Genomic DNA, 22540 nt, shown 5'->3' with positions numbered 1-22540 from the left:
CGTTCAATACAATTGCAAGGTCCATCCAGAACCATTACACAACAATATTGAACTATTTTGATAACAGATCAACAAATGCAGCGGCAGAATCTTTCGATGCAAAAATCAAAGCTTTCAGGGCTCAGTTCCGTGGTGTTAAATGCGTTAAGTTTTTCCTCTATAGACTAACGCAATTATATGCTTAATACGTTTATCACACAACTTTTGGTATTGATCCGTAAAGTGCGCTCGATTTGTCCACCTATATTTTAAGAAAGTTTGAATTTATTGGATGCTGTAGAAGCAAAAAAGCCTCTAGAAATACATTCTAGAGGCTTTTGATACATTTTGTATGTCACTTGGCGGAATGGACGGGACTCGAACCCGCGACCTCCTGCGTGACAGGCAGGCATTCTAACCAGCTGAACTACCACTCCTTTTGTTCCCTTTAAAGTTCGAACCTCTTTCCCTTTTCAGGACTGCAAATATAGGCACTATATTCAGTTTATCACTATAGTACTCCACTTTTTAATCAATAATTGCGTAACAGGCTGAGCCTCATTCTAAATATTTTCATCAGAACAGTCTTCAACCAAAAAGCCTTAACTTTGCAAATTAGACTTTTGTTGCAGAATGTACAGGACTCGAACTCAACCTTTACACATGATCTATTACTGCAATTTTAATATCAAAGATATATTGGCCCCTTCAAGACCTGTCGAAACAGTATGTTCAGTAGCTAATATAGATCGTACCGATTCTTCACCGCTGATAAGATTAAGTCTGCAAGTTTTTCATTTTAAAAAACAAAAAACTCGCAGACTTAATTTTTTATTTCTTGAATTGATTATTATCAATATTGGTTTTTACAATCGCTAAATCTAGCACACCATTTGCCATCATAATAGTAATCCACCAATGGACATCCGTTTTCATCTTTAAGGTTAGAAACGATATACTTAGGTCCACCAGCTAAACCACCTAATACAGCTTTATAACTTTCGAAACCCAGTTTCTTGTTTTCCAATGATGACAAGCTTTTTTGCATCTCTTTTAACTTTATCATTTTCTTTTAAAGTTTAATATTTGATTGATAAGCGCCAACTTACCCTGGCGTTTAGGTTTGGGTGCTATTTATAAAACATCAGTTGCACGTCTACAAAAAATATTATATAAATAGCTAACTACTGCGGTATAAATTTAATTTGCTAGCACTACCACAATAAGTTATTTTAAAGTTGAATATAAACATTTGGCAGTACAAGGCACATTTGATATTTGTTGGGTTTCGATAGATATTCGTAACGTTTACCAACAAATGCGCTAAAGGACTCTATAACCCCATATAGAACAGATGGTAAAGTAGGGATGAACAGTTTGGAATGACTAATCAGCACTATAAATTTAGGCTAGAATCTTTTCGTATCTAATGAATTCTGGAGATACGGACTTGGCAAGAAAAGAATACGAACTGATTATCAAGGTGATATTAACAAAAAAAAGCATCAATAAATTGATGCTTTTTTTAGCGGAATGGACGGGACTCGAACCCGCGACCTCCTGCGTGACAGGCAGGCATTCTAACCAGCTGAACTACCACTCCTTTTGTTCTCTTTAAAGTTCGAACCTCTTGTCTCTTTCGAGGTTGCAAATATAGAGACTATATCTTAATTCGCAAAATTTTTTTCAAAAAATATTTAACTCCTTAACCTACAGCACCTTCCTGCATCTTCTCTGCATTTTCTGCAAACTGAAGTGCATCAATAATCTCCTGAATGTCGCCATCCATAATAGATGGCAGGTTATACATCGTTAAGCCGATCCGGTGTTCGGTAACGCGGCCCTGAGGATAATTATAAGTTCTGATCTTTGCCGAACGATCCCCTGTTGATACCATCGTTTTACGCTTTGCAGCAATATCTCCGTTTTTCTTCTGCAATTCGATATCGTAAAGCTTACTACGCAACATCTCCATCGCAATTACACGGTTACCCAGCTGAGAACGTTCCTGCTGACATACTACTACAATACCCGATGGCTTATGCGTTAACTGCACTTTGGTTTCTACTTTGTTTACGTTCTGTCCACCAGCACCACCCGAGCGCGATGTTTGCAACTCAATATCAGCAGGGTTAATATAAAGATCAATTTCTTCTGCTTCTGGTAAAACCGCTACAGATGCAGCAGACGTATGAACACGGCCCTGCGTTTCGGTATCTGGTACCCGTTGTACGCGGTGTACACCACTTTCATATTTCAACTGTCCATAAACATCATCTCCGCTCACTTTCAAAATTACCTCTTTATACCCCCCAGCGGTACCTTCGGTTACATCAACCGTTTCAACCTTCCAGCCTTTTGTTTCGAAATAACGGGTATACATGCGGTACAAATCGCCTGCAAATAAAGCCGCTTCGTCGCCACCCGTACCGCCGCGGATTTCAAAAACCGCATTTTTGGCATCTTCGGGATCTTTAGGGATTAGCATCAAACGAATATTGCTTTCCATTTCTTCCTGTTGTTTCAACAGCAGATCCAATTCCTCCTTCGCCATTTCACGCATTTCAGGATCCTTTTCAGTCGCTAATATCTCTTTATTGGCATCAATGTTACTCATCACATTTTTGTAGATTTTGTATTCATCTACAATCTTGCCCAAGTCTTTATATTCTTTATTTAAAGCCGCAAAACGTTTCATATCCTGAATTACATCCGGATTGCTCAACGATTCTTCCACATCTTCCCAACGCAGCTTTATAGCTTCTAATTTATCTAACATATTTATTCTTGTTGAAATTTCCTGACGGTTGGTATAGGCCCAAAAATTCAGGAAATGCAAAAATAAGGAAAAAAGTTTGTTTGGAGCATGGTTAATTGGTTAACTGTTCAAATTGGTTAATTGCACGGGCATTGAGCCTAATGGATGGTTTATTAAAATTAGAAAATGAAAGATTCCTGCTTTGGCAGACTGTACGTCTATACACAATGCAACCCGAAATAGCAGCAGAAACCGATGTACCTAAACGGGATTGTAGTGACAGCTCCCGATTTTTTTCTAATCGGGACTATAACGAAAAGCCCGACGAACATTAAAAAAAGCTACAGACACTGCTTTCCAAAAACAGACATCATTTTTTTTTAAAATAGTTCTAAACGTAAAGGACATTATTAAAAGGTTTTGAAAATGAGCAGTTCCTCACTTATGGCAGCCGGCAGCCCCGCTATCACTCCAAGTCCTCGCTGCGCTCCGGGCTTTACGTTCTATCACCTGCCCGCTGCAGGCGGGGGTTTAGGAACAAATTATGGTAGATTTTAGGCTTAATACAACCTCAAATAGTAGTACCGGCCTGCCTTAATAAACGGGATTACAGTGGCAGCTCCCGATTTTTCATCGGGACTATAACGGAAAGCCCGGCGAACATTCAATGCTACAGACACTGCTTTCCGAAAAAATAGAAGTTATGGTTTTGGCTTATAGTATTCCAGTTTTAAATCTACCCCATCAAACACCCCGTAAGAATTATAATTAAGCCATTCGCCAATATTTACGTAACGGCTTCCATTACCTAAATCGATATCAAGTGGCAGATGCCTGTGTCCGAAAATAAAATAATCGAAATGCGTTTTCTGTAGTTGCTCTTTGGCATAAATGGCCAGCCATTCTTTTTCCTCCCCCAAAAACACTTCTTTCTCGGTTTGTGCTGCCCTGCTACCCTGACTCCATCCAGTTGCAATACCAATACCCAGATTAGGGTGCAAACGCGCAAATAACCACTGGCAAACTTTACTCCTAAAAATCTTTCTTAAAAATTTATACTTATGATCCCCCGGACCTAAGCCATCGCCATGGTGAAGGTAAAATTTCTTTTCACCCCGCTCAATCACCAGTTCATCGCTAATGATTTCCATGCCAATTTCCTGGGTGAAATAATTGCGCACCCACATATCATGGTTACCTTTAAAAAAGTAGATTTTTATTCCCGCATCGGCCATGGCAGCCAATTTACCCTGTAAACGGATAAACCCCTTGGGGATAACCTTCGCATATTCAAACCAGAAATCGAAAATATCGCCCATCAAAAACAATTCCCTACAATTTGGTTCTATAAAATTCAACCAATCTACAATACGCGCCTCACGGGCACGGCTTTCGGTATAATTGGGCGTACCTAAATGAAAATCGGAAGCGAAGTAAATATTTTTTGCCATGGAATTTTCAAAGGTAAGGCAAAAAGCTTAAAGACTAAAGAAGAAAGACCAAAGCTCCATAATCTGTGATCCTAAAACCAGTACAATCAACCGAAGGTAAAAACCTAAAGACTAAAACAAACAGCCAAACTCCGTGTAAATCTGTGTTTCCGTGGCAAAAAACTTAATGCTCTTAATTTCTCAATGGTGAAAACCCCGAAGAGAAAAAGATTAAAACCCATTATTTAGATAAAAAAAAGCGGCAACCCTATTAGAGATTGCCGCATATTTTTGCATTGAAATTTACTATGGATTAAAAGCTCCGTTATAATCTGTTTCTCTACTAGGAATCACAATTTTCCAATTGTTTGCCTGGTTTGGCAGAATAGTTGTTGCCAAAATATTAACAAAGTTGCCACCATTGGCAAAACTTTTTCTTTCGATCTTATCCCCCCATCTTTTTAAATCGAAAAAGTCGAACCCTTCGCCCCAAAGCTCAATGGCTCTATATAACTTGATTTCGTCCAAAAGTGCTGCGCCAGTTGAAGTACAATTGTAATTAGGGTCTCTCAAACTGGTTTTAGTTAAAGCATTCATTAACGCCTGAATATCTGCAGCTGGCTTATTCTGGAAATATTTTGCTTCAGCTTCAATCAAAATCATTTCAGAACTTCTGAAGTGGTTTAGATTTCCAACACCGGGCATATCGATTGCAGAAAATTTGAATTGCATATAAGGATAAGATCTGGCTGCTGATTGCATAGCAGGATATTGCGCTTTCGCAGCTGCAGTTAAAGCAGCGCTTCCTTCGCCTGTTGTAGTGTTATATGCCAAATTCTTTGGATCTAAAAACAGTGCCTTTCTGATATCGGTTGTAGGTATTTTGGCATATAAATCCTTACTCATATATCTTGGCGTTGATGTAATTGTTGACGCCGTTGAATTGTAAGCGATATAAGCAAAGAAAGAATAGAAAAATAAGGTCTCGTCAGTTGCTCCATAAGAACCCCATATCCATTCGCTGTTTGAAGTGTTAAAACCTGTTTTATACTGCGCATTCGTCATTAAAGGAAAGTTTTGTCTCGCTTTATTGGCATAATTCTCAGCAGCAGCATAATCCTGTCTGTTAAGGGCAGCCCTTGCATAAGTTGCATAAGCCACGTTAATATCAGTTAGATAGAATTGCGTTGCTACTCGGGTTTTACCAGATGCTGTAAATAAACTGATGGCTGTATTTAAATCATTGTAAATCAAGTCATAAGTTTGTTTTAATGTTGAAAGTGGTATATCGCCTGTAGATTCATCAACCCTTAATACCACAGCCAACGTAGCACCATTGTTTGAGTCAGACCATCTGTTACCATATAACTGCGCCAACATGGTATAAGCGTAAGCCCTAAATGTTAAAGCCTGGGCTTTAATATATTGTCTTTCGCTTTCAGTACCACTAGCGGCATCTATTCTATTGATAATGGTATTTGCGTTACCTATAATGGAGTAGTAGTAATACCAAGGATAATATCCATAGGTGCTGGTTGGATTGGCATAAAACTCCATATTGATTGGAATAGAAAAACCTGGTAAATTAACGCCGAAGTGATTACCCGCATAGTTTCCATAATACATTTTTATGGTTCCTTCGCCATTAAAACCCTGGCTTGAGATTTTTTGCTGGGTCATTAACTTCGCCAACCCGTTAACCGCTAATGCCGCGCTGGCAGTAGTAGCAAAAACAGTACTTGGAGCGGTTGAATTTGTTGGAGCGGTATTTAAATACTCCTTTTTACATGATGCAAACATCGAAATAATGACAATTGCACTTATATATTTATTTAAAATTTTCATATATTTTATTTCTAAATACTATAAACCAATATTAACACCTAAAGAGAAAGTACGCGAAGGAACAAACTGGCTTTCGCTATAACCGCCAAAAGTTTGCTGTGGACTTAGACCTTTCATCCTGGTAAATGTTGACAAGTTATCAACGAGGAAAGTAAATGACAATTTGCTCAAATCTAATTTTCTGATAACATTTTTTGGTACATTATAACCAAGAGCAATGTTTTTAATTACGAAATAAGAATTATCATACAAGAACCTGTTGCTTATACTATTGTTATTGTATTGGCTATTGGTAAAGTTAATCTGAGGTGTAGCTGTTGGGTTTATTCTATCTGGAGAAGTTAATGTCATTCCTTCCGGCACACCATTCCACGAATTTAAGATATCTTTATGAACTGCACTTGGTGTAGAGGTTACACTCATCAAGCCGATATAAGAATAATCGAATCCTTTTCCTCCGATTGAATAATTGAACAATGTGGATAGAGTGAAGTTTTTATAGCTAAAGCTAGTATTAAAACTTCCCATTACATCAGGAATAGCGTTACCACTCCAATCGCGTTTAGCATAGGTTGCATTACGGGTATAATTTACGCCGTTAACATTTACCAAGAATTGATAGTGTGCACCTGTAGTATTGGTTGGGCTAAATGCCGCATCGTCCGCATAATAAAGCGCCTGGCCGGTCATCATATCCACACCCGCATATTGATATAAGAAATAATCGTAAATCGAATGCCCCTCCATGTATTTAAATGGAGCTGTTATAATACCATTGGCTTTATTTTCTGGAGGCAACGCTACAATTTTGTTCTTTAAGAATGTTGCATTGGCACCAAAGTTCCAGGTAAAATTTGGATTTTTAATGATATCGACGTCTGCAGAAAGTTCAAAACCGCTATTCCTAACCTTACCAATATTTTTAGTGATGATTGATACGCCACTTGTTGTGCTGGTTGCACCTGCAGAAAGTGGAAGATTAACATCAAAGATCAAACCATCCGATCCTTTATCAAAATATTCAACTGTTAAATTCAATCTATTAAAAAAACGTCCTTCTAAAGCTGCAGAAATTGCTCTTTGTCCTTCCCATTTTAAATCAGGATTCTCATTTTGGGTTTTATATAGCGCAGCAATATTATTATTCTGTCCGATGGTATATAATGGCATATAACCATAAAGATCTACACTACTAATATTCCCTACTTTACCGTAAGAGCCACGGAGTTTTAAATCATTTACATAATGTGATATTGAACTAAAGAAATCTTCTTTAGAAACCAACCAGGTTCCACCAACCGACCAGAAATTACCCCATTTATTATCGGGATGTAATCTCGATGTTCCATCTCTCCTGAATGAACCTTCTACAAAGTATTTTTCCTTATAGTTATAACGCAATCTGCTTAACAAACTTTCTGTTCTATCATTTTGCTCATAATCGGTTAAATTTGTAATCTGGGTAAAGTTTACCAAATCTACCTGACCCGCAAAAGTTTCGGTGGTCTTATAACCATACAGATAGTTATACCTATAATAGTAGCTTTCATGACCCGCTAAGAAATCGAAATTATGGTCGTTAATACTCTTTTTATAAGTTAATTGTTGTTGCAGGGTTAATTCATTTCTTCTATAAACCGTTCTGGAACCTCTTCCTTTGTTTCCTGCTCCATCGCCAATAGTGGCGTTATTGTAGGTACGTTGCTCAGAATTTCTTAGTGAATTACTTGCTATGGTAGAGAATTTAAAATCTTTTAAGAAATTGATATCTACATAGGCCTGAGAAATTAACGAATTTTGATATGTCCTATCCATATTCAATTCGTTTTCCCAAATTACGTGACGGTTTAGATACTGAGTTCTTGAATTTACTCCATTATCATAAATTTTATTTCCAGAAGCATCTAAAGTATATTCACCCGTAGAAAGATTATGCGCATAAACTGGATATATGGGTGCAATATTTCTTGCGAAGTTCCATGGTGTGGTAAAACCAGAGCCGCTACCAGTAGTATTATTGTTAACCTGATAGTTTCCATTTAAACTTAATCCAGCTTTAATCCATGATCTTGGGCTAATGCTCCCGCTTACACGACCGGTAAAACGCTCAAAATCTGATGTTTTAATATAACCCTGCTCATCTAAATAACCCAACGAATAAAATAAATTAGATTTTTCCGATCCAGACTGACCACTCAGGTTGTAATCTTGACGGTAACCATCTCTACTAATTGGCTTAAACCAATCTAAATCTTCAGCATAAGTCCCCTTAATCTGTGCATCAGGCATTAAGTTGCCATTTGCATCGAACAATTGATTATCAGGTAAGTTAAAAATATTGGTTTTCAGGATAGTTGGCACTAAATTCGCATTTACCGTTGCGTTTGCCTGTGCTATTGTCAGCGCAGGATTAGCTGTCATTAATTGATTTCGGTATCCCAAAAATGCAACTCCCATATATTCTTGAGGTGTTACCTTATCATATTCAGGAATACCCCTTGTATATAAACCTTGATTTACAGACAAATTTAAATTTGAAATCCCATTTTTCCCTTTTTTGGTTGTGATTACAATTACACCATTCGAACCTTTACTTCCGTATAAACTCGCTGAAGTTGCATCTTTTAAAACAGAAATCGATTCAATATCATTTGGATTAATATCATTAACACTTCCACTGTAAACAACGTTATCCAAAACAACTAAAGGTGCTGAGTTCCCATTGATCGATCCAAATCCACGGATACGGATACTTGGTGCAGATCCCGGTTCACCATAAGAGTTATTAATCTGCAAACCTGGTGCAGAACCTTCCAAAGCTACCAATGCATTTGCAACAGGCCTATTTGCAATATCGTCAGCGTTTATAGAAGAAACAGAACCGGTAATGGCCTCTTTTTTTAGCGTACCATAACCCACAACCACTACCTCATCCAGGTTGCGCACAGCATCCTCTAACTTAATTGTATAGTTGGTTTGGTCGCCAATAACAATGCTTTGGTCCTGAAAGCCAAGTGATTTAAATACAACGGTAACACCTTTATTTACAGAAAGGCTAAAGTTTCCATATAAATCGGTCTGACTCGACATATTAGCATCTTGAATGACGATGCTCACATTTGGGATAGCCATATTTTTGCTATCCAGAACTTTACCCGTAATTTTTCTGCTCTGTCCATAGCCATCAAAAGCTATAAGAGAACAAAAAAGGGCAATAAAAATTAGTAAGTTTTGTTTCATACTTATTTGTTTAGGTTAAAAATTAGTTTTTTAAGAAAAAGAAGTAAAAGACTTGGTTTAGGTCTTGTTGGGGATAATATTCATGAATAAGCTAGTTTGCCGGGGGGTATCTGGCTGCAAAAATAAAAGATTTAGGTTTGGATCAAAGGAAAAAATTATTTTTCTAAAAAAACTGTATAAAAATAATACATTAACACATCTAAACTCATAAAAACAAGCAATACTTTTCAGACAATTTAGCAGTGCATTAGGAAATAACAGTTTGACATTAAAAAAAAGAAAATTAAACCATGAAAAAACAAATTCTATTATCCTTATTTGCACTAAGCCTTTTTGCCTGTAACCAGGGCAAAAAACCAGCAGAAAAAATAACATTGATGAAATACCCTGAAACGAAAAAAGACAGCACAAAAGATAATTATTTCGGAACCACTATTGCCGACCCATACAGGTGGCTAGAGAATGATACCTCGGCAGAGACAAAAGCCTGGGTTAGCGCCGAAAACAAAGTCACCCAGAATTATCTTGAGCAAATTCCCTATCGTGCTGATATTAAAAAACGCCTAACTGAACTATGGAATTATCCAAAAGAAAGTGCCCCTTTTAAAGTAGGCGAATATTATTTTTTTACCAAAAACGATGGTCTTCAAAATCAAAGTATCTGGTTTATTAAAAAAGGTTTAGATGGCAAAGAAGAAGTTTTTCTCGACCCCAACACACTCACCAAAGATGGAACAGCGGCCATTTCCCTGCTCGGTTTCTCACATGATAAAAAATACCTGGCCTATTCCGTTGCACAGGCCGGATCAGACTGGAGCAACATTTACGTAATGGATATTGCCAACAAAACCAAATTAGCTGATGAGCTAAAATGGACCAAATTCTCTGGCGCAGCCTGGAAAGGCGATGGTTTTTACTACAGCAAATTTGATGAGCCTGCGAAAGGAACCGATCTTTCTGCAGCCAATAAATCGCAAAAGATTTATTTTCACAAATTGGGCGATCAGCAACAAAATGATCAGTTGGTTTTTGAAGATAAAAGCAATCCGAATTTATATTTAGGTGCCACTGTTACAGAAGATGAACGCTTTTTGGTGGTTTATGCCAGCGCTGGCACTTCGGGCAATGCGCTATATTACCAGAATTTAAAAGCACCCGGTAGCAAAATCAACTTATTAATTAAAGGCTATGAACACAACCACAGTGTGATTGATAATGTTGGCGATAAATTATTGGTCAATACCGATCTCGGAGCCGAGAACAAACAGGTGGTTTTGGTGGATCCCAAAAATGAAGATCCGAAAAACTGGCAGAAAATTATTCCTGAATCGAAATTGGCTTTGGAAGGTATCGGAACCGGAGGGGGATTTCTCTGGGCTACCTATTTAAAAGATGCAAGCACCAGTATTATTCAGTTTGATTTAACCGGAAAGAAAATTGGTGAAGTAAAACTACCTGCAATTGGAACCGTTGGAGGCTTTGGAGGCTACAAAGAAGATAAAGAATTTTTTTATACTTTTTCGAATTTCACCACTCCGGGCAATATTTACCGATACGATGTGAACAAGGCCGAATCTATTTTGTATAAAAAGTCAGAACTGAAGTTCAATACAGACGATTATGAGACTAAACAGGTATTTTATCCATCAAAAGACGGCACAAAAGTACCCATGTTTATTGTACACAAAAAAGGCATCAAACTGGATGGCAACAATCCGGTTTACCTTTACGCATATGGCGGCTTCCAGATTAGTTTAACGCCCGGGTTCAGTCTTTCGCGCATGTTGTTTTTGGAGCGCGGGGGTATTTACGTTCAGCCGAGCTTACGCGGAGGAAGCGAGTATGGCGAAGCCTGGCATAAAGGCGGTATGTTAGCCAAAAAACAAAATGTTTTCGATGATTTTATCGCCGCAGCTGAGTACCTGGTTAAAGAAAAATATACCAATCCTGCTAAAATCGCGATTTCGGGCGGCTCAAACGGCGGTTTATTGGTTGGGGCCTGCATGACTCAACGTCCCGATTTATTTAAAGTAGCTTTACCTGCTGTAGGCGTTTTAGATATGCTCCGCTACCACAAATTTACTGTTGGCTGGGGCTGGGCAGTTGAATATGGCACCAGCGATAAAAAAGAAGACTTTGATTACCTGATCAAGTATTCGCCGCTCCATAACATCAAAAGCGGTGTTAATTATCCCGCAACTTTAATTACGACAGCAGATCATGATGACCGCGTGGTACCTGCGCACTCTTTCAAATTTGCAGCAACACTACAGGAGAAATACAAAGGCGAAAACCCGGTTTTAATCCGAATAGAAACCAATGCAGGGCATGGTGCCGGCAAACCCACTACGAAAGTAATTGAAGAAGCAACCGATGTTTGGAGCTTTGCATTTCAGAATTTAGGGATGAGTTGGTAAAGTTGTAAATTATGATGAACATTCATAAAGTGATCAAAAATAATGAACTGTATCTATATCAAAATGGAATACTTATTTATAAAAAATGGTTGGCAACAGGCGAATCAAAAGTTTTTGATTTAATGGCATACAATAAATACACATTAGTAAGTTTCAACGAAATAGAGTATGAAAATTCAAATTCATTAATTTTAGTGCAGGCAGAACTGGAATTGAAGCCAACAAATGATGGAGGAAGAAAATCGGGTATTATATCAGGCTTCAGACCCAATCATGTATTCGAATACAAACAAAACCAAATGTTACAAACCTTTATTGGGGATATTAATTTTAGCGAGTGGCCTACAATAGAACCAGGGGAGAAAAAAAATGTGAAAGTTAGGTTTCTTGATTTTCCTTTACTCCACCCCTATTTAAATCTTGGTCAGGTATGGCATATCCATGAAGGAGAACGGGTTATTGGCAAAGCTAAAATATTAGCTTTTTATGACTCGGATAAAGAAAGAGAACAATTTCCTAGTAAATCCATAGACCAATTATAATTTGCTTTAAAACACTAAAAACCTTTAACTTTTGTTTTCAATTAGCTCAAAGCATATAAAATACTGAATATAATAAGATTGCAAAATTATCTAGAATATTTCTAAATAGCAGAATTGATAAGACTTTATTTTGTAACTTTGCGTCAAATTTTTCTTTAATGATCACTACTGATATAGCCGTAATAGGCGCTGGTCCGGTTGGTTTATTTGCCATTTTTGAAGCCGGTTTATTAAAAATGCGTTGTCATTTAATTGATTACCTTCCTCAGGTTGGTGGTCAGCTGTCTGAAATTTACCCTAAAAAACCGATATACGATATACCTGGTTATCCTTCTGTGCTGGCCCAGGAACTTATCGATAATTTAATGGAACAGGCTAAACCTTTCCATCCTACCTTTACCTTAGGCGAGCGTATAGAAGGTTTAGAAAAACGCGGTGAAGCCGATTTCGTTTTAACCACCAATATGGGTACCGTTATTGAAGCTAAAGTTGTCGTTATTGCCGGTGGTTTAGGCTGTTTTGAGCCGCGTAAACCAGCTGTAGAAAACTTAGAAAATTTTGAAAATGGCAAGGGTGTAAACTACATGATCCTTGATCCGGAGAAATACCGCGACCAGAAAATGGTAATTGCAGGTGGCGGTGACTCTGCTTTAGACTGGACCATTTATTTGGCAGAGGTTTGTTCTGAACTGACTTTAGTACACAGAAGCGAAAGTTTCCGTGGTGCTCCTGACTCAGTTGCAAAAGTAATGGCATTGGCAGAAAGTGGAAAAATCAATTTGATTTTAAACAGCAACCTACAGGCCGTACACGGAACTGATAAATTGGAAAAAGTTCAAATTGTACAGAACCGTACCATGGAAAAAACAGTTGTTGAAGCTGATCATTTAATTCCTTTGTTTGGTTTGAGTCCTAAATTAGGTCCGATTGAAGATTGGAACTTAAATATCAATAAAAGCGCAATTGAAGTAAATGTTGATGATTATTCGACCAATATCCCAGGTATTTATGCTATTGGCGATATCAATACTTACACCAACAAGCTTAAATTAATTCTTTGTGGTTTCCACGAGGCTGCATTAATGAGCCACAGCGCTTATTCGTACATGAACCCAGGTGTGAAATATACCATGAAATATACAACTGTAAACGGAGTTTCAGAATTTTAAGCTTTCTGTTATATTTGCGATAAGAAAGAGAGCAAAATGGAAAACAACATTAATATATATATGCAGGAGCCGGATGGCTCGGTTACGGAACACGTAGCACCAACCGATATGGGTTTAAGCCTGATGGAGTTTTTAAAAGCATCAGAGTACGATATTCTGGCTACTTGTGGCGGAATGGCTTTATGTGCCACCTGCTGTGTTGATGTATTGGAAGGCGAAGAAAAACTTAACGAAATGACAGACGATGAGTATGCCATGTTGGATACTTTACCTGATCTGCTGCCAAACTCACGTTTGGCCTGCCAACTGCAGTTAAACAACAATATGGACGGATTAAAAGTAAAATTACACGGCGTAAGCTAAGTCGTAAAGAACATAAACAAAAAGGCGATATCAAAAGTATCGCCTTTTTTCATTTCATAGACCGTGAATTGCAAACTGAAGACTGGAAACTGCTAACTGATTTGGGCGTTACCCTAATCCCGATGAAAAAAATCGGGAAAGGGTCCGGGCTTTTCAGGGCTGCGCTGCGCTGCGGTACAGATGAAAAACCGGTACTGCCCCCTTACAATCCCTAACGCAAACCCATCACGATTCGGAGCATCGGCCTTTGTTGCTAAACCTGATAAAGCGAAAAGCCCGGAGCGCAGCGAGGACTTGCAGCGATAGCAGGACTACAATCCGCCACGACAACAGAACCGATCATTTCCAAAAAAAAATTACACGATCGACCTTTAAGAATTACAAACCCCGACTAGTTTATTGAATATTTACTTTCTGCTTTTCTACATTCCAGCCATAAACCTCTACCGCCAGGTTACTTTGTTTACCTGTATATTCTACCGTAACCGTTTTACTCTCGCTAGGTAAAATGCTTACATAATTATCATCATAAAAGCTTGGTAATACCCGCTCATTGCTATTCGCATTGATTAAAGCAATACGGTTAAAAAACGCGACAGGATTTCCAGCTGCGTTACTTAAAGTCACAGCTACTTTTCCGTTTTTCTGATCAACAGCAGCTATTTTTAATGGCGTCTTTTTGATATTTTTCAAACCCGAATATTCACCGTCTTTTCCGGCAAGCCAATAAAGGTTTTCACTTAAAATGTTTTGTTTTTGATCTAAAATCCTTAACGAAATAAAAACACCTTCTTTTTTATCCAATTTGGTTAAAAACTCGTTCATAGGAAAAAGTCTTCTCACCGAAGATGGACCAACGGAATTGAATGCCTGCGAATAGAAATAATCTTTTCCATCCATATCGTAAGCTTTAGCCTGTACCATCAGGTTGTTTTTGGTCGTAAATCCGTTATTTACAATCGTAACCATGCTATCCAAAGGATTCATCATCACATGCAAAGGCTCGCTTCCTTTTCTTAAGCCATATAAACAGGCATTTGGGTCAAGGTAATAATCATACATCTGTCCGCGCATGGCTGTCCAGGGATTTTGCGTTTTCCAGATAATGGACCCCGTGTACCAATCCCACATTTTGTTAGAGAAACCTTCCATCAAAGCCCTGTATTGATCGTAATTGGCCAGTTGAGCTTTCATCGCAAAATCTTCTGCATTTTTTGGTTTACCATAAGGATTCAGGTATTGCTCGTAAGAGATATATTTATGGTAATCCCATACCGAATCAGGTTTGGCATTATATTGCGGTGCAATCAGGTTTTCTTTTGGAATAAAACGGAGCAAAGAAGCGTAATCACCTACCCCTACTGATCCCACTTCCGAGTTATAAGGAAATGTTTTGGTACCCCAAAAAGTTTTAATGTCTTGAATGCCATACGGACCATCACCGTTCCCGCCAATAGAATTGTACGACATTTCATCACTGTTAGAAAAATCGAAAAATTTCCTGGTACCATCTAAGCGCGGCAGGATATCATTTTTCAATGGTTCTAAAATATCTTTTGGCGGGGTAATTTCATTCCCTCCGCACCAAAAAGCAAGTGAGGCATGATTTCGGATCATTTTGATCTGATCTTCAATTGCTGTTAAAGCAAGGTTATGGTCATCTGGATAATTTCTTCGTGTCCATTGGTCTTCCTTCTTCATCGGGTCTACCCAACGGCCATTACAATCGCCACTAAACCAGAAATCCTGAAAAACCAGCAAACCATATTTATCGCAGGCATTATAAAACTCAGGACGTTCCAAAATTGCGCCACCCCAGATCCTGATCAGGTTGAGGTTCATATCTTTGTGGTAACGGATTTCTGCATCGTAACGGGCGTCGCTAAAACGCAACATGGCATCAGAAATAATCCAGTTCCCGCCTTTAATAAAAATCTTTTGTCCATTCACTAAAGCGCCCATACTCTTGGTATGTTCATTCCAGATATTGTCAATCTGGCGGACCCCCACTTTAAGCTGCTCCTGATCCAGTACCTGATTGGCCGCTACAAACTCGATTTTTACATCATATAAATTTTGTGCACCATATCCGCTTGGCCACCATAATTTAGGGTTTTCAAGCTGTAAATCAGCAAATTTAACAGTAGTGATTTTATTGGCTGCAATGGTGGTTGATTGTTTAATTAACTTTCCGGCAATCTGATATTGCAAAGTACCTGAAACAGGCTGATTGGTTGGGTTTTCTACTTCAACCGAAACTTTAACCGTAGCGGGGTTCTGCTTGCCTTCTGGCAAACGTTTACCCGGCACCAAAGTAATTACCTGTGGATTTTGGATATTAATACTTTTGGTTTTTTCGATGGTTACTTTATCCCAGATACCCGTATTACGGTCTCGTGTAGGTTGAATCCAGTCCCAGCCCGCGGTATATTGGGTAGTCAACCCCTTGGCTATCGTTCCATCGCCACCCTGGCCGCCATTCGGGTTACCCGGAAAATCTGGCGGATAAACGATTACCGCAAGCCGGTTTTTCCCATTGGGCGATAACAATTTCGTAATGTTATACTGTGCCCGAAGATGCATGCCCACCTGCGTTTGTGGGTTTACCTTTTTCCCGTTTAAATAAATTTCGGCTTTATAATTTATTCCCCTAAACTGTAGCCAAACCTGTTCGTTACCCTTCGCCTGCTCCTGAAAATCTTTTACAAACCAAAAGGTATAGTAATCATTACCCGTTTTATATACATCAGGAATCTTTTCATTATTCATCCCATAAAATGGATCGGGAACTTTTTTATTGTTCAGCAAAGTGGTTAAAACCGTTCCAGGCACTGTTGCGGGCATCCAGCTGTTAAGCGAAAAACCAGTTTTAGAAATTTCCGAACCGTTTGCTGGTGTGTTTTTGATATTTGTACATACCCAGCCTGAGTTTAGTTCGTATCGTTGCTGCGCATTTACAAAGAAGGCTGAACAGCATAATAGAAGTAGAAGTATTTTCTTCATTTTTTTTAGAATTATTGAATGAATGACTTATTGAATGAGAGAATGAATATCGTTCTTTAGCATAAAGTCCATCACGCTCTCATTCAATCATTCTCTCGTTATTTAGTAGATATAGGCCTGTCCTCAGGTTTTACACCCCAGCTTGCCGATGGTTTATTGCCCATATATATTTGCATACTTCCACCAGCGGTGATGGTTTTATGTAAAATATATGATTTGGTATACGGTTTGCCATTTAATACAACTTTCTGGATGTATTTATTATCCGCACTATTATTTACAGCCTTAATATTAAATTTTTTGTTCCCCGCCAGCGAAATGCTAGCGCTGTTAATTAAAGGCGTACCAAAAACATAAGCGCCATTTGCCGGATTTACCGGATAAAAACCCATAGCCGTAAAAATATACCAGGCGCTCATTTGCCCTACATCTTCATTGCCGCACAAACCATCAGGCTTAGATGAGTAAAAATCTTTGTCGATTTTACGGATCAGATCAGCAGTTTTCCAGGGTTGACCAGCATAAGTATATAAATAAGTAATGTGGTGGTTGGGTTCATTTCCCTGTGCATAATTGCCTATCAACCCACTAATATCCGGCGAACCATTGGTTCCCAAATCTAATGGCAGGGTAAACAGCGAATCGAGCTTATTGGTGAAAGGTTTATCGCCGCCGAAAAGTTTAATTAATCCTTCTACATCCTGAGGTACCAACCAGGTATATTGCCAGGCATTCCCCTCTACATAGTCATCTTCACGGTGTTTAGATGAAAAAGGATCGAAAGGACTTCTCCAGTTTCCATTGGTTAATTTACCCCGCATAAACTGAACACTCGGATCGAAGTATAAACTGTAGAGTTTGGATCTTTTGCTAAAGTAATTATAATCGGCTGTTTTGTTCAGCGCCTTGGCCATTTGCGCAATGCAATAATCATCAATGGCATACTCCAAGGCTTTCCCTACTGATTCATTAACCTTATCAGCAGGAATATATTTTAATTGCTGGATATAATCAATACCATCTGTTTTCTGCATGGCCGATTGTTTAATCGCTTCATAGGCCAGCTTTACATCAAAGCCCCGGTATCCTTTTAAATAGGCATCCACAATAACCGGAACCGCGTGGTAGCCCACCATGGTATTGGTTTCATTACCCATTAAATGCCATACGGGTAATTTACCCTGTTGTTTGTAAATAGCCAACATGGTATTCACTACATCACTTACTTTATCCGGATGCAGAATGGTGAATAATGGGTTTGCTGCACGATAGGTATCCCAAAGGGAAAAGGTTGTTAAATTGTTAAAAACAGCTTTTTTGTATACCTTTTTATCTGTACCGAGGTAATCTTTATTTACATCGTTAAATAGTGATGGCGCTACCATGGTATGAAACAAGGCCGTATAAAATACTTTTTTAGTTGTATTTGATGCTTCAATTTTAACCTTCGATAGTTCTTGCTCCCATTTTGCATCAGCACTTTTAACGGTTGATGCAAAATCCCAGCCTGGCAATTCTGTTTTAAGGTTTAAAATGGCATTTTCGATACTCACAGGAGATAGCGCCACTTTAATCTGCAGCTTGTTATTATTAATTGCATTAAAGCTAACTGCGGCTTTCAGTTTTTTACCGGATAAGGTTGTACCGCTTTTAACCACGGTGCTATCGTAAAGTGCAATGCTTTTAAGCGGTTGCGAAAGTTTAATTACAAAATATAACCTTTGATCGTTGGCCCAGCCTGTCGAATGACGATGCCCCACCAGGGTAGTGGCATCTAACTGCTTAATGGAAGCAGATACTGGTGCATCCCAACCGATGCCTTCAATTAAATCGATCACAAGATGTGGATTTTCCGCTCCTTTTTTAAAAGTATATTGATGAAAACCTACCCTTTCAGTAGCAGTTAACTCGGCTTTAATACTATACTTATCTAACCATACGCTGTAATAACCGGCTTTTGCAGTTTCATTTTGATGAGAAAAGTTAGAAAGATAACCATCTTGATCATCGGCCTTTTTGCCTTTTTCTAAAAGCAGTTTACCAGTTGCGGGCATAATGGAAATATCGCCTAAGTCGCCGATACCCGTACCACTTAAATGGGTATGCGCGAAACCGGTAATGGTATTACTTGCGTAATTGTAACCACTGCACCAGTCCCAGCCTTCAAAAATATTGTTCGGTCCTAGCTGAACAGCCCCAAAGGGAACATTAGCACCTACAAAAACATGACCGTGTTTTGCCGATCCGATTAATGGATCTACGTATTGGGTTAAATTTGCTTTTTGTTGTGCAAAGGTATTATTAATAAAAAGAGAAGCCGTTAAAAATAGAATGGTAAAGGTTTTCTTGAGCTGCATGTGTGCTTATAATTTCCTACAATAGATTTGAAAATCTAAAAGTAAAACGTTTTATGTATATTTTCTCTTAAAAGGGTTAAAGAATATGTTGAAATTAAGTAAAACCGTTGAATTTAGGCATTTATTAAAGTGATTGGCTTTAAGTTACAGGCGACTTAATGGGAAAATATGATCAATTCGAAATGAAATAGTCGTAATTTACCTATAAAGAAAATAAAGCATTTAAGCTTGAGTAACCTTGAATGACTTATAAAATTAAAATAAATTATTCCCAGGAGGACAGCATATATAAATATTCTCTTAACCAATTTCCAAAACAATTACCTGATCTGGTTTTGTAGCATTTGGCACAGTCCCAATTGATAATTTCGCTTTTTTAAAGGTAAAATTTACCGGGCTTTTATCTTTTAGTAAATATGCCTTTTTAATTTTTTTTACGGGAACGTTTTCCAGCTCGAGAGATGCCGTTTTCCCGTCAACAATATGAATATAAATTTTGTTACCGTTTTGCGTCATGCTTCCCCAAGTCTGTGGTTTAATAAACCCTGCCTTTGTACCGTAAATGCTTTCGCCATAAACTTTAAGCCAATTACCCAAACCCGCCAAACGATCTTGAAATTCCGGCTGAATTTTACCACTTGGCATCGGACCAATGTTCAATAAAAGATTGGAACCTAAGCTTGCTGCTTTAACCAACATATGAACCAATTCTTTATCCGATTTGTAATAGGTATCACTCAAATTATATCCCCACGAATTTGAAATGGTTTCGCAGGTTTCTAATGGGAGTTTATCTGATGCTTTCTGAAAACTTAAACCTGATTTATTTTCTCCCGGAAGATCACGTTCAAACATCTGAAAATCTTCACCTTGAAATGGTGTTAAGTGGTGGTTATTACCAATCATACACTGTGGCTGCAATTTGTGGATCAAACCATAAATCTCATTGTATTTCCAATCTATCCGCGAGGTCCTGTCTTTCGATCCTTCGGGTTCGGTCTGATCCCAATGCCCATCGAACCAGATTCCGCCTATTTCACCGTAATTAGTCAACAGCTCGGTTAACTGGTTTTTCATAAACTGCAAATAACTGGCATAATCGCCTTTACCTGTCCGACCTGAATGCTGCCCCGTACGACCGGTTTCATGTGGGTAATCTTCCCGGCGCCAATCTAGTAATGAGTAATATAGGTATAACTGTATACCCTGTTTATGGCATTCATCTGCCATCATTTTTACAATATCTTTTTTGTAAGGGGTATTCATGATGTTGAAATCAGAATATTTCGTATCCCACATGCTGAAGCCATCATGGTGCCTGGTAATTAGGGTAATATACTTCATTCCGGCATTTTTCGCCATACTTACCCATTGTTCGGCATTGAACTCCACAGGGTTAAAAAAATCTTTAAGGTTGGTATAATTATGAACCGTCAGCTTTCGCTCGTTCATTACCCATTCCCCACTTCCGGGTATGCTAAAAGGTCCCCAGTGGATAAATAACCCAAACCGGGCATCATTAAACCATGCCCTTTGTTTTAAATTAGTGGCTGTAGGGATGTAATCCTGCGCCGTTAACTGTAAAGCAATTAATAGTACAAGGCCTATTAAGGTCAATTTCTTCATAAGAATGGGTATATGTTGGTTAGGTTTAATCTATCGATGCAGTGGCTTTGGTTGGTTTCCCAATTACCTTATAATTTCCATCTCCTTTTAAAATGGCGAGCATTTGTGATTGATTGGCAAAAAGATTTTTCGCCGCTGCCAATTCTTTATCGTATTGAAAACTCTGCTCAATCCTTCCTTTTTCGTAAAAATAACGGCTCACGATCTGTGTTTCTAAAACTCTTTTAATTTCTGCTTTATGGCTCACCAGGTCGGTTTTTTTAGACGAAGTAAGTTTATATTTAAGGTTTTCGAGATCGGTTTTTACTTCTGCTGATTTATTTTCTTTTTCAGCCTCTGCACGCAGATCAGAAAGTAACCTTTCGGTACGGCTTTGATAGGACAGGTCTTTATCGGCAAGGCTGCCAGAAAATGCAGCATAATCTGCATCAGATAACTGAAAGGTTTTGGCCGAAGCTAATGTTGCTTTTTCTTTTCTGTACTGATTTGCATAATTAAAGAAAAGGCTCTTATTGATCATCGAAATGGTAATCGGGCTTAACTTGGCTGCATCTACCACAATATCCGGATAAACGCCGTTTCCGCTGTATACATTTCGGCCTGCTTTGGTTGGATACATCACCATGGTAGAATCGGCAAAACGCTCGGCCACACCATCGGCATTTTTATGTGCATAATCCAATTTTTGGATGCACCTGCCCGAAGGTGTATAATATTTAGCAACAGTTACTTTAACGAGACTGTTATAAGGCAGGTTGAAGGTTTGCTGCACCAGGCCTTTACCGTAGCTCCGTTGTCCGATCACGATTGCACGATCTAAATCCTGCAGAGAACCAGCCACAATTTCTGAGGCTGAAGCCGAATTACCGTTTACAAGTACCACCAGTGGCACTGAAGTAGAAACTGGGGTTAAAAGTGTTTTATAAGCAATGGTTTTCTCAGCATTTTTGCCTTTTTGAGTTACAATAAGCTGATCTTTATCTACAAAAAGGTTCACAATTTTAACTGCTTCCTGCAAAATACCTCCGCCATTGTTCCTTAAATCTAAAACTACACCTTTTGGATTTTCTTTTTGAATAGCCAACAGCGCGTCTTTAACCTCCTGGCCGGAATTTTCCAGAAATTTATCGAGTTTGATATAACCGATCCCATCGCCAACCATTCCTGAATAAGAAACATTAGGCTGTTTTATTTCTTCCCGCACGAGTTTTTTGGTCATTTCCTTACCATCCCTAGCCATCACTAAATCTACCACTGTGCCTTTAGGCCCTCGCAGCAATTGGCTAATTTCCTGACGGTTTTTTCCTTTTACCGCAATTCCGTTAATGCTCACTACCTGATCTCCTGCTTTAAGCTCGCTTTTGTTTGCCGGATAACCTTCGCTTACATCGTTTATAAACAGTTTTCCATCAATAAAAACAGTGCTGGCACCAATACCGCCGTATTGTGTACTTACATATTTTAGTTTATAATCTTCAATTTCAGATTCGGGAACATATTCGGTATAAGGATCTAAACTATCCAACATGGCATCGATACCGGTTTTCATCAATTGGGGCGCATTGGTATCATCAACATAGTTGATGTTGATTTCTTTATAGAGCGAAGCAAAAATATCGAGGTTTTTAGACACCAGGAATAAATCTTCTTTAAACGAAAAAGATAAAACAGCCAACCCAAAACCTGCTGCTAAAAGACCATATTTTAGTTTCTTCATTCCCCTTTTGTTTTAATTTCAATGTTGTAGATGAATAGATTATCACCTTTTTTGAAAGATTATTTACAATTTGTATACCATGTAAATGTACAAA

14 protein-coding genes and 2 tRNA genes are annotated in these 22540 nt (G+C 38.4%); 5 read left to right on the top strand and 11 right to left on the bottom strand.

The window, feature by feature from the left end; translation table 11 throughout:
• The coding region (locus BLR60_RS16145) for a transposase (protein WP_143009100.1) at positions 1–185 on the top strand (185 nt) is incomplete at its 5' end.
• 154 nt (positions 186–339) lie between these two features.
• Here BLR60_RS16145 and BLR60_RS16140 read toward each other — a convergent pair.
• The 7 genes from BLR60_RS16140 to BLR60_RS16110 all read right to left on the bottom strand — a co-directional run bounded on the left by BLR60_RS16140 (position 340) and on the right by BLR60_RS16110 (position 9252).
• Positions 340–416 (bottom strand) — tRNA-Asp (locus BLR60_RS16140).
• A gap of 416 nt (positions 417–832) precedes the next feature.
• A complete protein-coding gene (locus BLR60_RS16135) occupies positions 833–1045 on the bottom strand; it encodes a TIGR04139 family peptide modification target (protein ID WP_090501630.1) in 213 nt (70 codons plus the stop codon).
• Between the two features lie 463 nt (positions 1046–1508).
• Positions 1509–1582, bottom strand: a tRNA-Asp gene (locus BLR60_RS16130).
• A 102-nt stretch (positions 1583–1684) separates the two neighbouring features.
• Entirely contained in the window at positions 1685–2758 is a 1074-nt protein-coding gene (gene prfA, locus BLR60_RS16125; protein ID WP_090501656.1) for a peptide chain release factor 1, read from the bottom strand.
• A gap of 680 nt (positions 2759–3438) precedes the next feature.
• Positions 3439–4188, bottom strand: a complete 750-nt coding sequence (locus tag BLR60_RS16120) for a UDP-2,3-diacylglucosamine diphosphatase (protein ID WP_090501628.1) — start codon at positions 4186–4188, stop codon at positions 3439–3441.
• A gap of 285 nt (positions 4189–4473) precedes the next feature.
• Positions 4474–6012: a RagB/SusD family nutrient uptake outer membrane protein gene (locus tag BLR60_RS16115; protein ID WP_090501626.1), complete on the bottom strand. Its 1539-nt coding sequence runs from the start codon at positions 6010–6012 to the stop codon at positions 4474–4476.
• Between the two features lie 18 nt (positions 6013–6030).
• Positions 6031–9252: a SusC/RagA family TonB-linked outer membrane protein gene (locus BLR60_RS16110; RefSeq protein ID WP_090501625.1), complete on the bottom strand. Its 3222-nt coding sequence runs from the start codon at positions 9250–9252 to the stop codon at positions 6031–6033.
• A gap of 290 nt (positions 9253–9542) precedes the next feature.
• On the opposite strand from BLR60_RS16110, the gene BLR60_RS16105 reads away from it, so the two are divergent.
• The 4 genes from BLR60_RS16105 (at position 9543) to BLR60_RS16090 (ending at position 13743) form a co-directional block, all read left to right on the top strand.
• Positions 9543–11669, top strand: a complete 2127-nt coding sequence (locus tag BLR60_RS16105) for a prolyl oligopeptidase family serine peptidase (RefSeq protein WP_090501624.1) — start codon at positions 9543–9545, stop codon at positions 11667–11669.
• 11 nt (positions 11670–11680) lie between these two features.
• Positions 11681–12211, top strand: coding sequence for a hypothetical protein (locus BLR60_RS16100; protein WP_143009099.1), 531 nt, complete (start codon positions 11681–11683; stop codon positions 12209–12211).
• A gap of 158 nt (positions 12212–12369) precedes the next feature.
• The gene (locus BLR60_RS16095) at positions 12370–13380 is read left to right on the top strand and encodes an NAD(P)/FAD-dependent oxidoreductase (protein WP_090501620.1); all 1011 of its coding nucleotides are present in this window, start codon (positions 12370–12372) and stop codon (positions 13378–13380) included.
• Between the two features lie 36 nt (positions 13381–13416).
• Positions 13417–13743, top strand: coding sequence for a 2Fe-2S iron-sulfur cluster-binding protein (locus BLR60_RS16090; RefSeq protein WP_025141835.1), 327 nt, complete (start codon positions 13417–13419; stop codon positions 13741–13743).
• Between the two features lie 396 nt (positions 13744–14139).
• Here the strand turns inward: BLR60_RS16090 and BLR60_RS16085 are convergent, their stop codons facing one another.
• The 4 genes from BLR60_RS16085 to BLR60_RS16070 all read right to left on the bottom strand — a co-directional run bounded on the left by BLR60_RS16085 (position 14140) and on the right by BLR60_RS16070 (position 22446).
• Positions 14140–16746 (bottom strand): glycoside hydrolase family 2 protein, encoded by a 2607-nt coding sequence (locus tag BLR60_RS16085; RefSeq protein WP_090501618.1) that lies wholly within the window; start codon positions 16744–16746, stop codon positions 14140–14142.
• A gap of 98 nt (positions 16747–16844) precedes the next feature.
• Positions 16845–19103, bottom strand: a complete 2259-nt coding sequence (locus BLR60_RS16080) for a GH92 family glycosyl hydrolase (protein WP_090501616.1) — start codon at positions 19101–19103, stop codon at positions 16845–16847.
• Positions 19104–19403: 300 nt separating this feature from the next.
• Positions 19404–20729: an alpha-L-fucosidase gene (locus BLR60_RS16075; protein WP_090501614.1), complete on the bottom strand. Its 1326-nt coding sequence runs from the start codon at positions 20727–20729 to the stop codon at positions 19404–19406.
• A 25-nt stretch (positions 20730–20754) separates the two neighbouring features.
• Positions 20755–22446: a S41 family peptidase gene (locus BLR60_RS16070; RefSeq protein WP_090501612.1), complete on the bottom strand. Its 1692-nt coding sequence runs from the start codon at positions 22444–22446 to the stop codon at positions 20755–20757.
• Positions 22447–22540 lie beyond the last annotated feature (94 nt).

Source organism: Pedobacter terrae, from assembly GCF_900100705.1.
Lineage (GTDB): Bacteria > Bacteroidota > Bacteroidia > Sphingobacteriales > Sphingobacteriaceae > Pedobacter > Pedobacter terrae.
This window is presented reverse-complemented; position numbering and strand designations above follow the sequence as displayed.

What these genes read in the sequence shown, in the direction of transcription:
- BLR60_RS16090 (WP_025141835.1), top strand. Translation starts at nt 13,417, where the DNA reads ATGGAAAACAACATTAATATATATATGCAGGAGCCGGATGGCTCGGTT.
- BLR60_RS16080 (WP_090501616.1), bottom strand. Translation starts at nt 19,103, where the DNA reads ATGCAGCTCAAGAAAACCTTTACCATTCTATTTTTAACGGCTTCTCTT.
- BLR60_RS16085 (WP_090501618.1), bottom strand. Translation starts at nt 16,746, where the DNA reads ATGAAGAAAATACTTCTACTTCTATTATGCTGTTCAGCCTTCTTTGTA.
- BLR60_RS16120 (WP_090501628.1), bottom strand. Translation starts at nt 4,188, where the DNA reads ATGGCAAAAAATATTTACTTCGCTTCCGATTTTCATTTAGGTACGCCC.
- BLR60_RS16135 (WP_090501630.1), bottom strand. Translation starts at nt 1,045, where the DNA reads ATGATAAAGTTAAAAGAGATGCAAAAAAGCTTGTCATCATTGGAAAAC.
- BLR60_RS16105 (WP_090501624.1), top strand. Translation starts at nt 9,543, where the DNA reads ATGAAAAAACAAATTCTATTATCCTTATTTGCACTAAGCCTTTTTGCC.
- BLR60_RS16115 (WP_090501626.1), bottom strand. Translation starts at nt 6,012, where the DNA reads ATGAAAATTTTAAATAAATATATAAGTGCAATTGTCATTATTTCGATG.
- prfA (WP_090501656.1), bottom strand. Translation starts at nt 2,758, where the DNA reads ATGTTAGATAAATTAGAAGCTATAAAGCTGCGTTGGGAAGATGTGGAA.
- BLR60_RS16110 (WP_090501625.1), bottom strand. Translation starts at nt 9,252, where the DNA reads ATGAAACAAAACTTACTAATTTTTATTGCCCTTTTTTGTTCTCTTATA.
- BLR60_RS16070 (WP_090501612.1), bottom strand. Translation starts at nt 22,446, where the DNA reads ATGAAGAAACTAAAATATGGTCTTTTAGCAGCAGGTTTTGGGTTGGCT.
- BLR60_RS16100 (WP_143009099.1), top strand. Translation starts at nt 11,681, where the DNA reads ATGATGAACATTCATAAAGTGATCAAAAATAATGAACTGTATCTATAT.
- BLR60_RS16095 (WP_090501620.1), top strand. Translation starts at nt 12,370, where the DNA reads ATGATCACTACTGATATAGCCGTAATAGGCGCTGGTCCGGTTGGTTTA.
- BLR60_RS16075 (WP_090501614.1), bottom strand. Translation starts at nt 20,729, where the DNA reads ATGAAGAAATTGACCTTAATAGGCCTTGTACTATTAATTGCTTTACAG.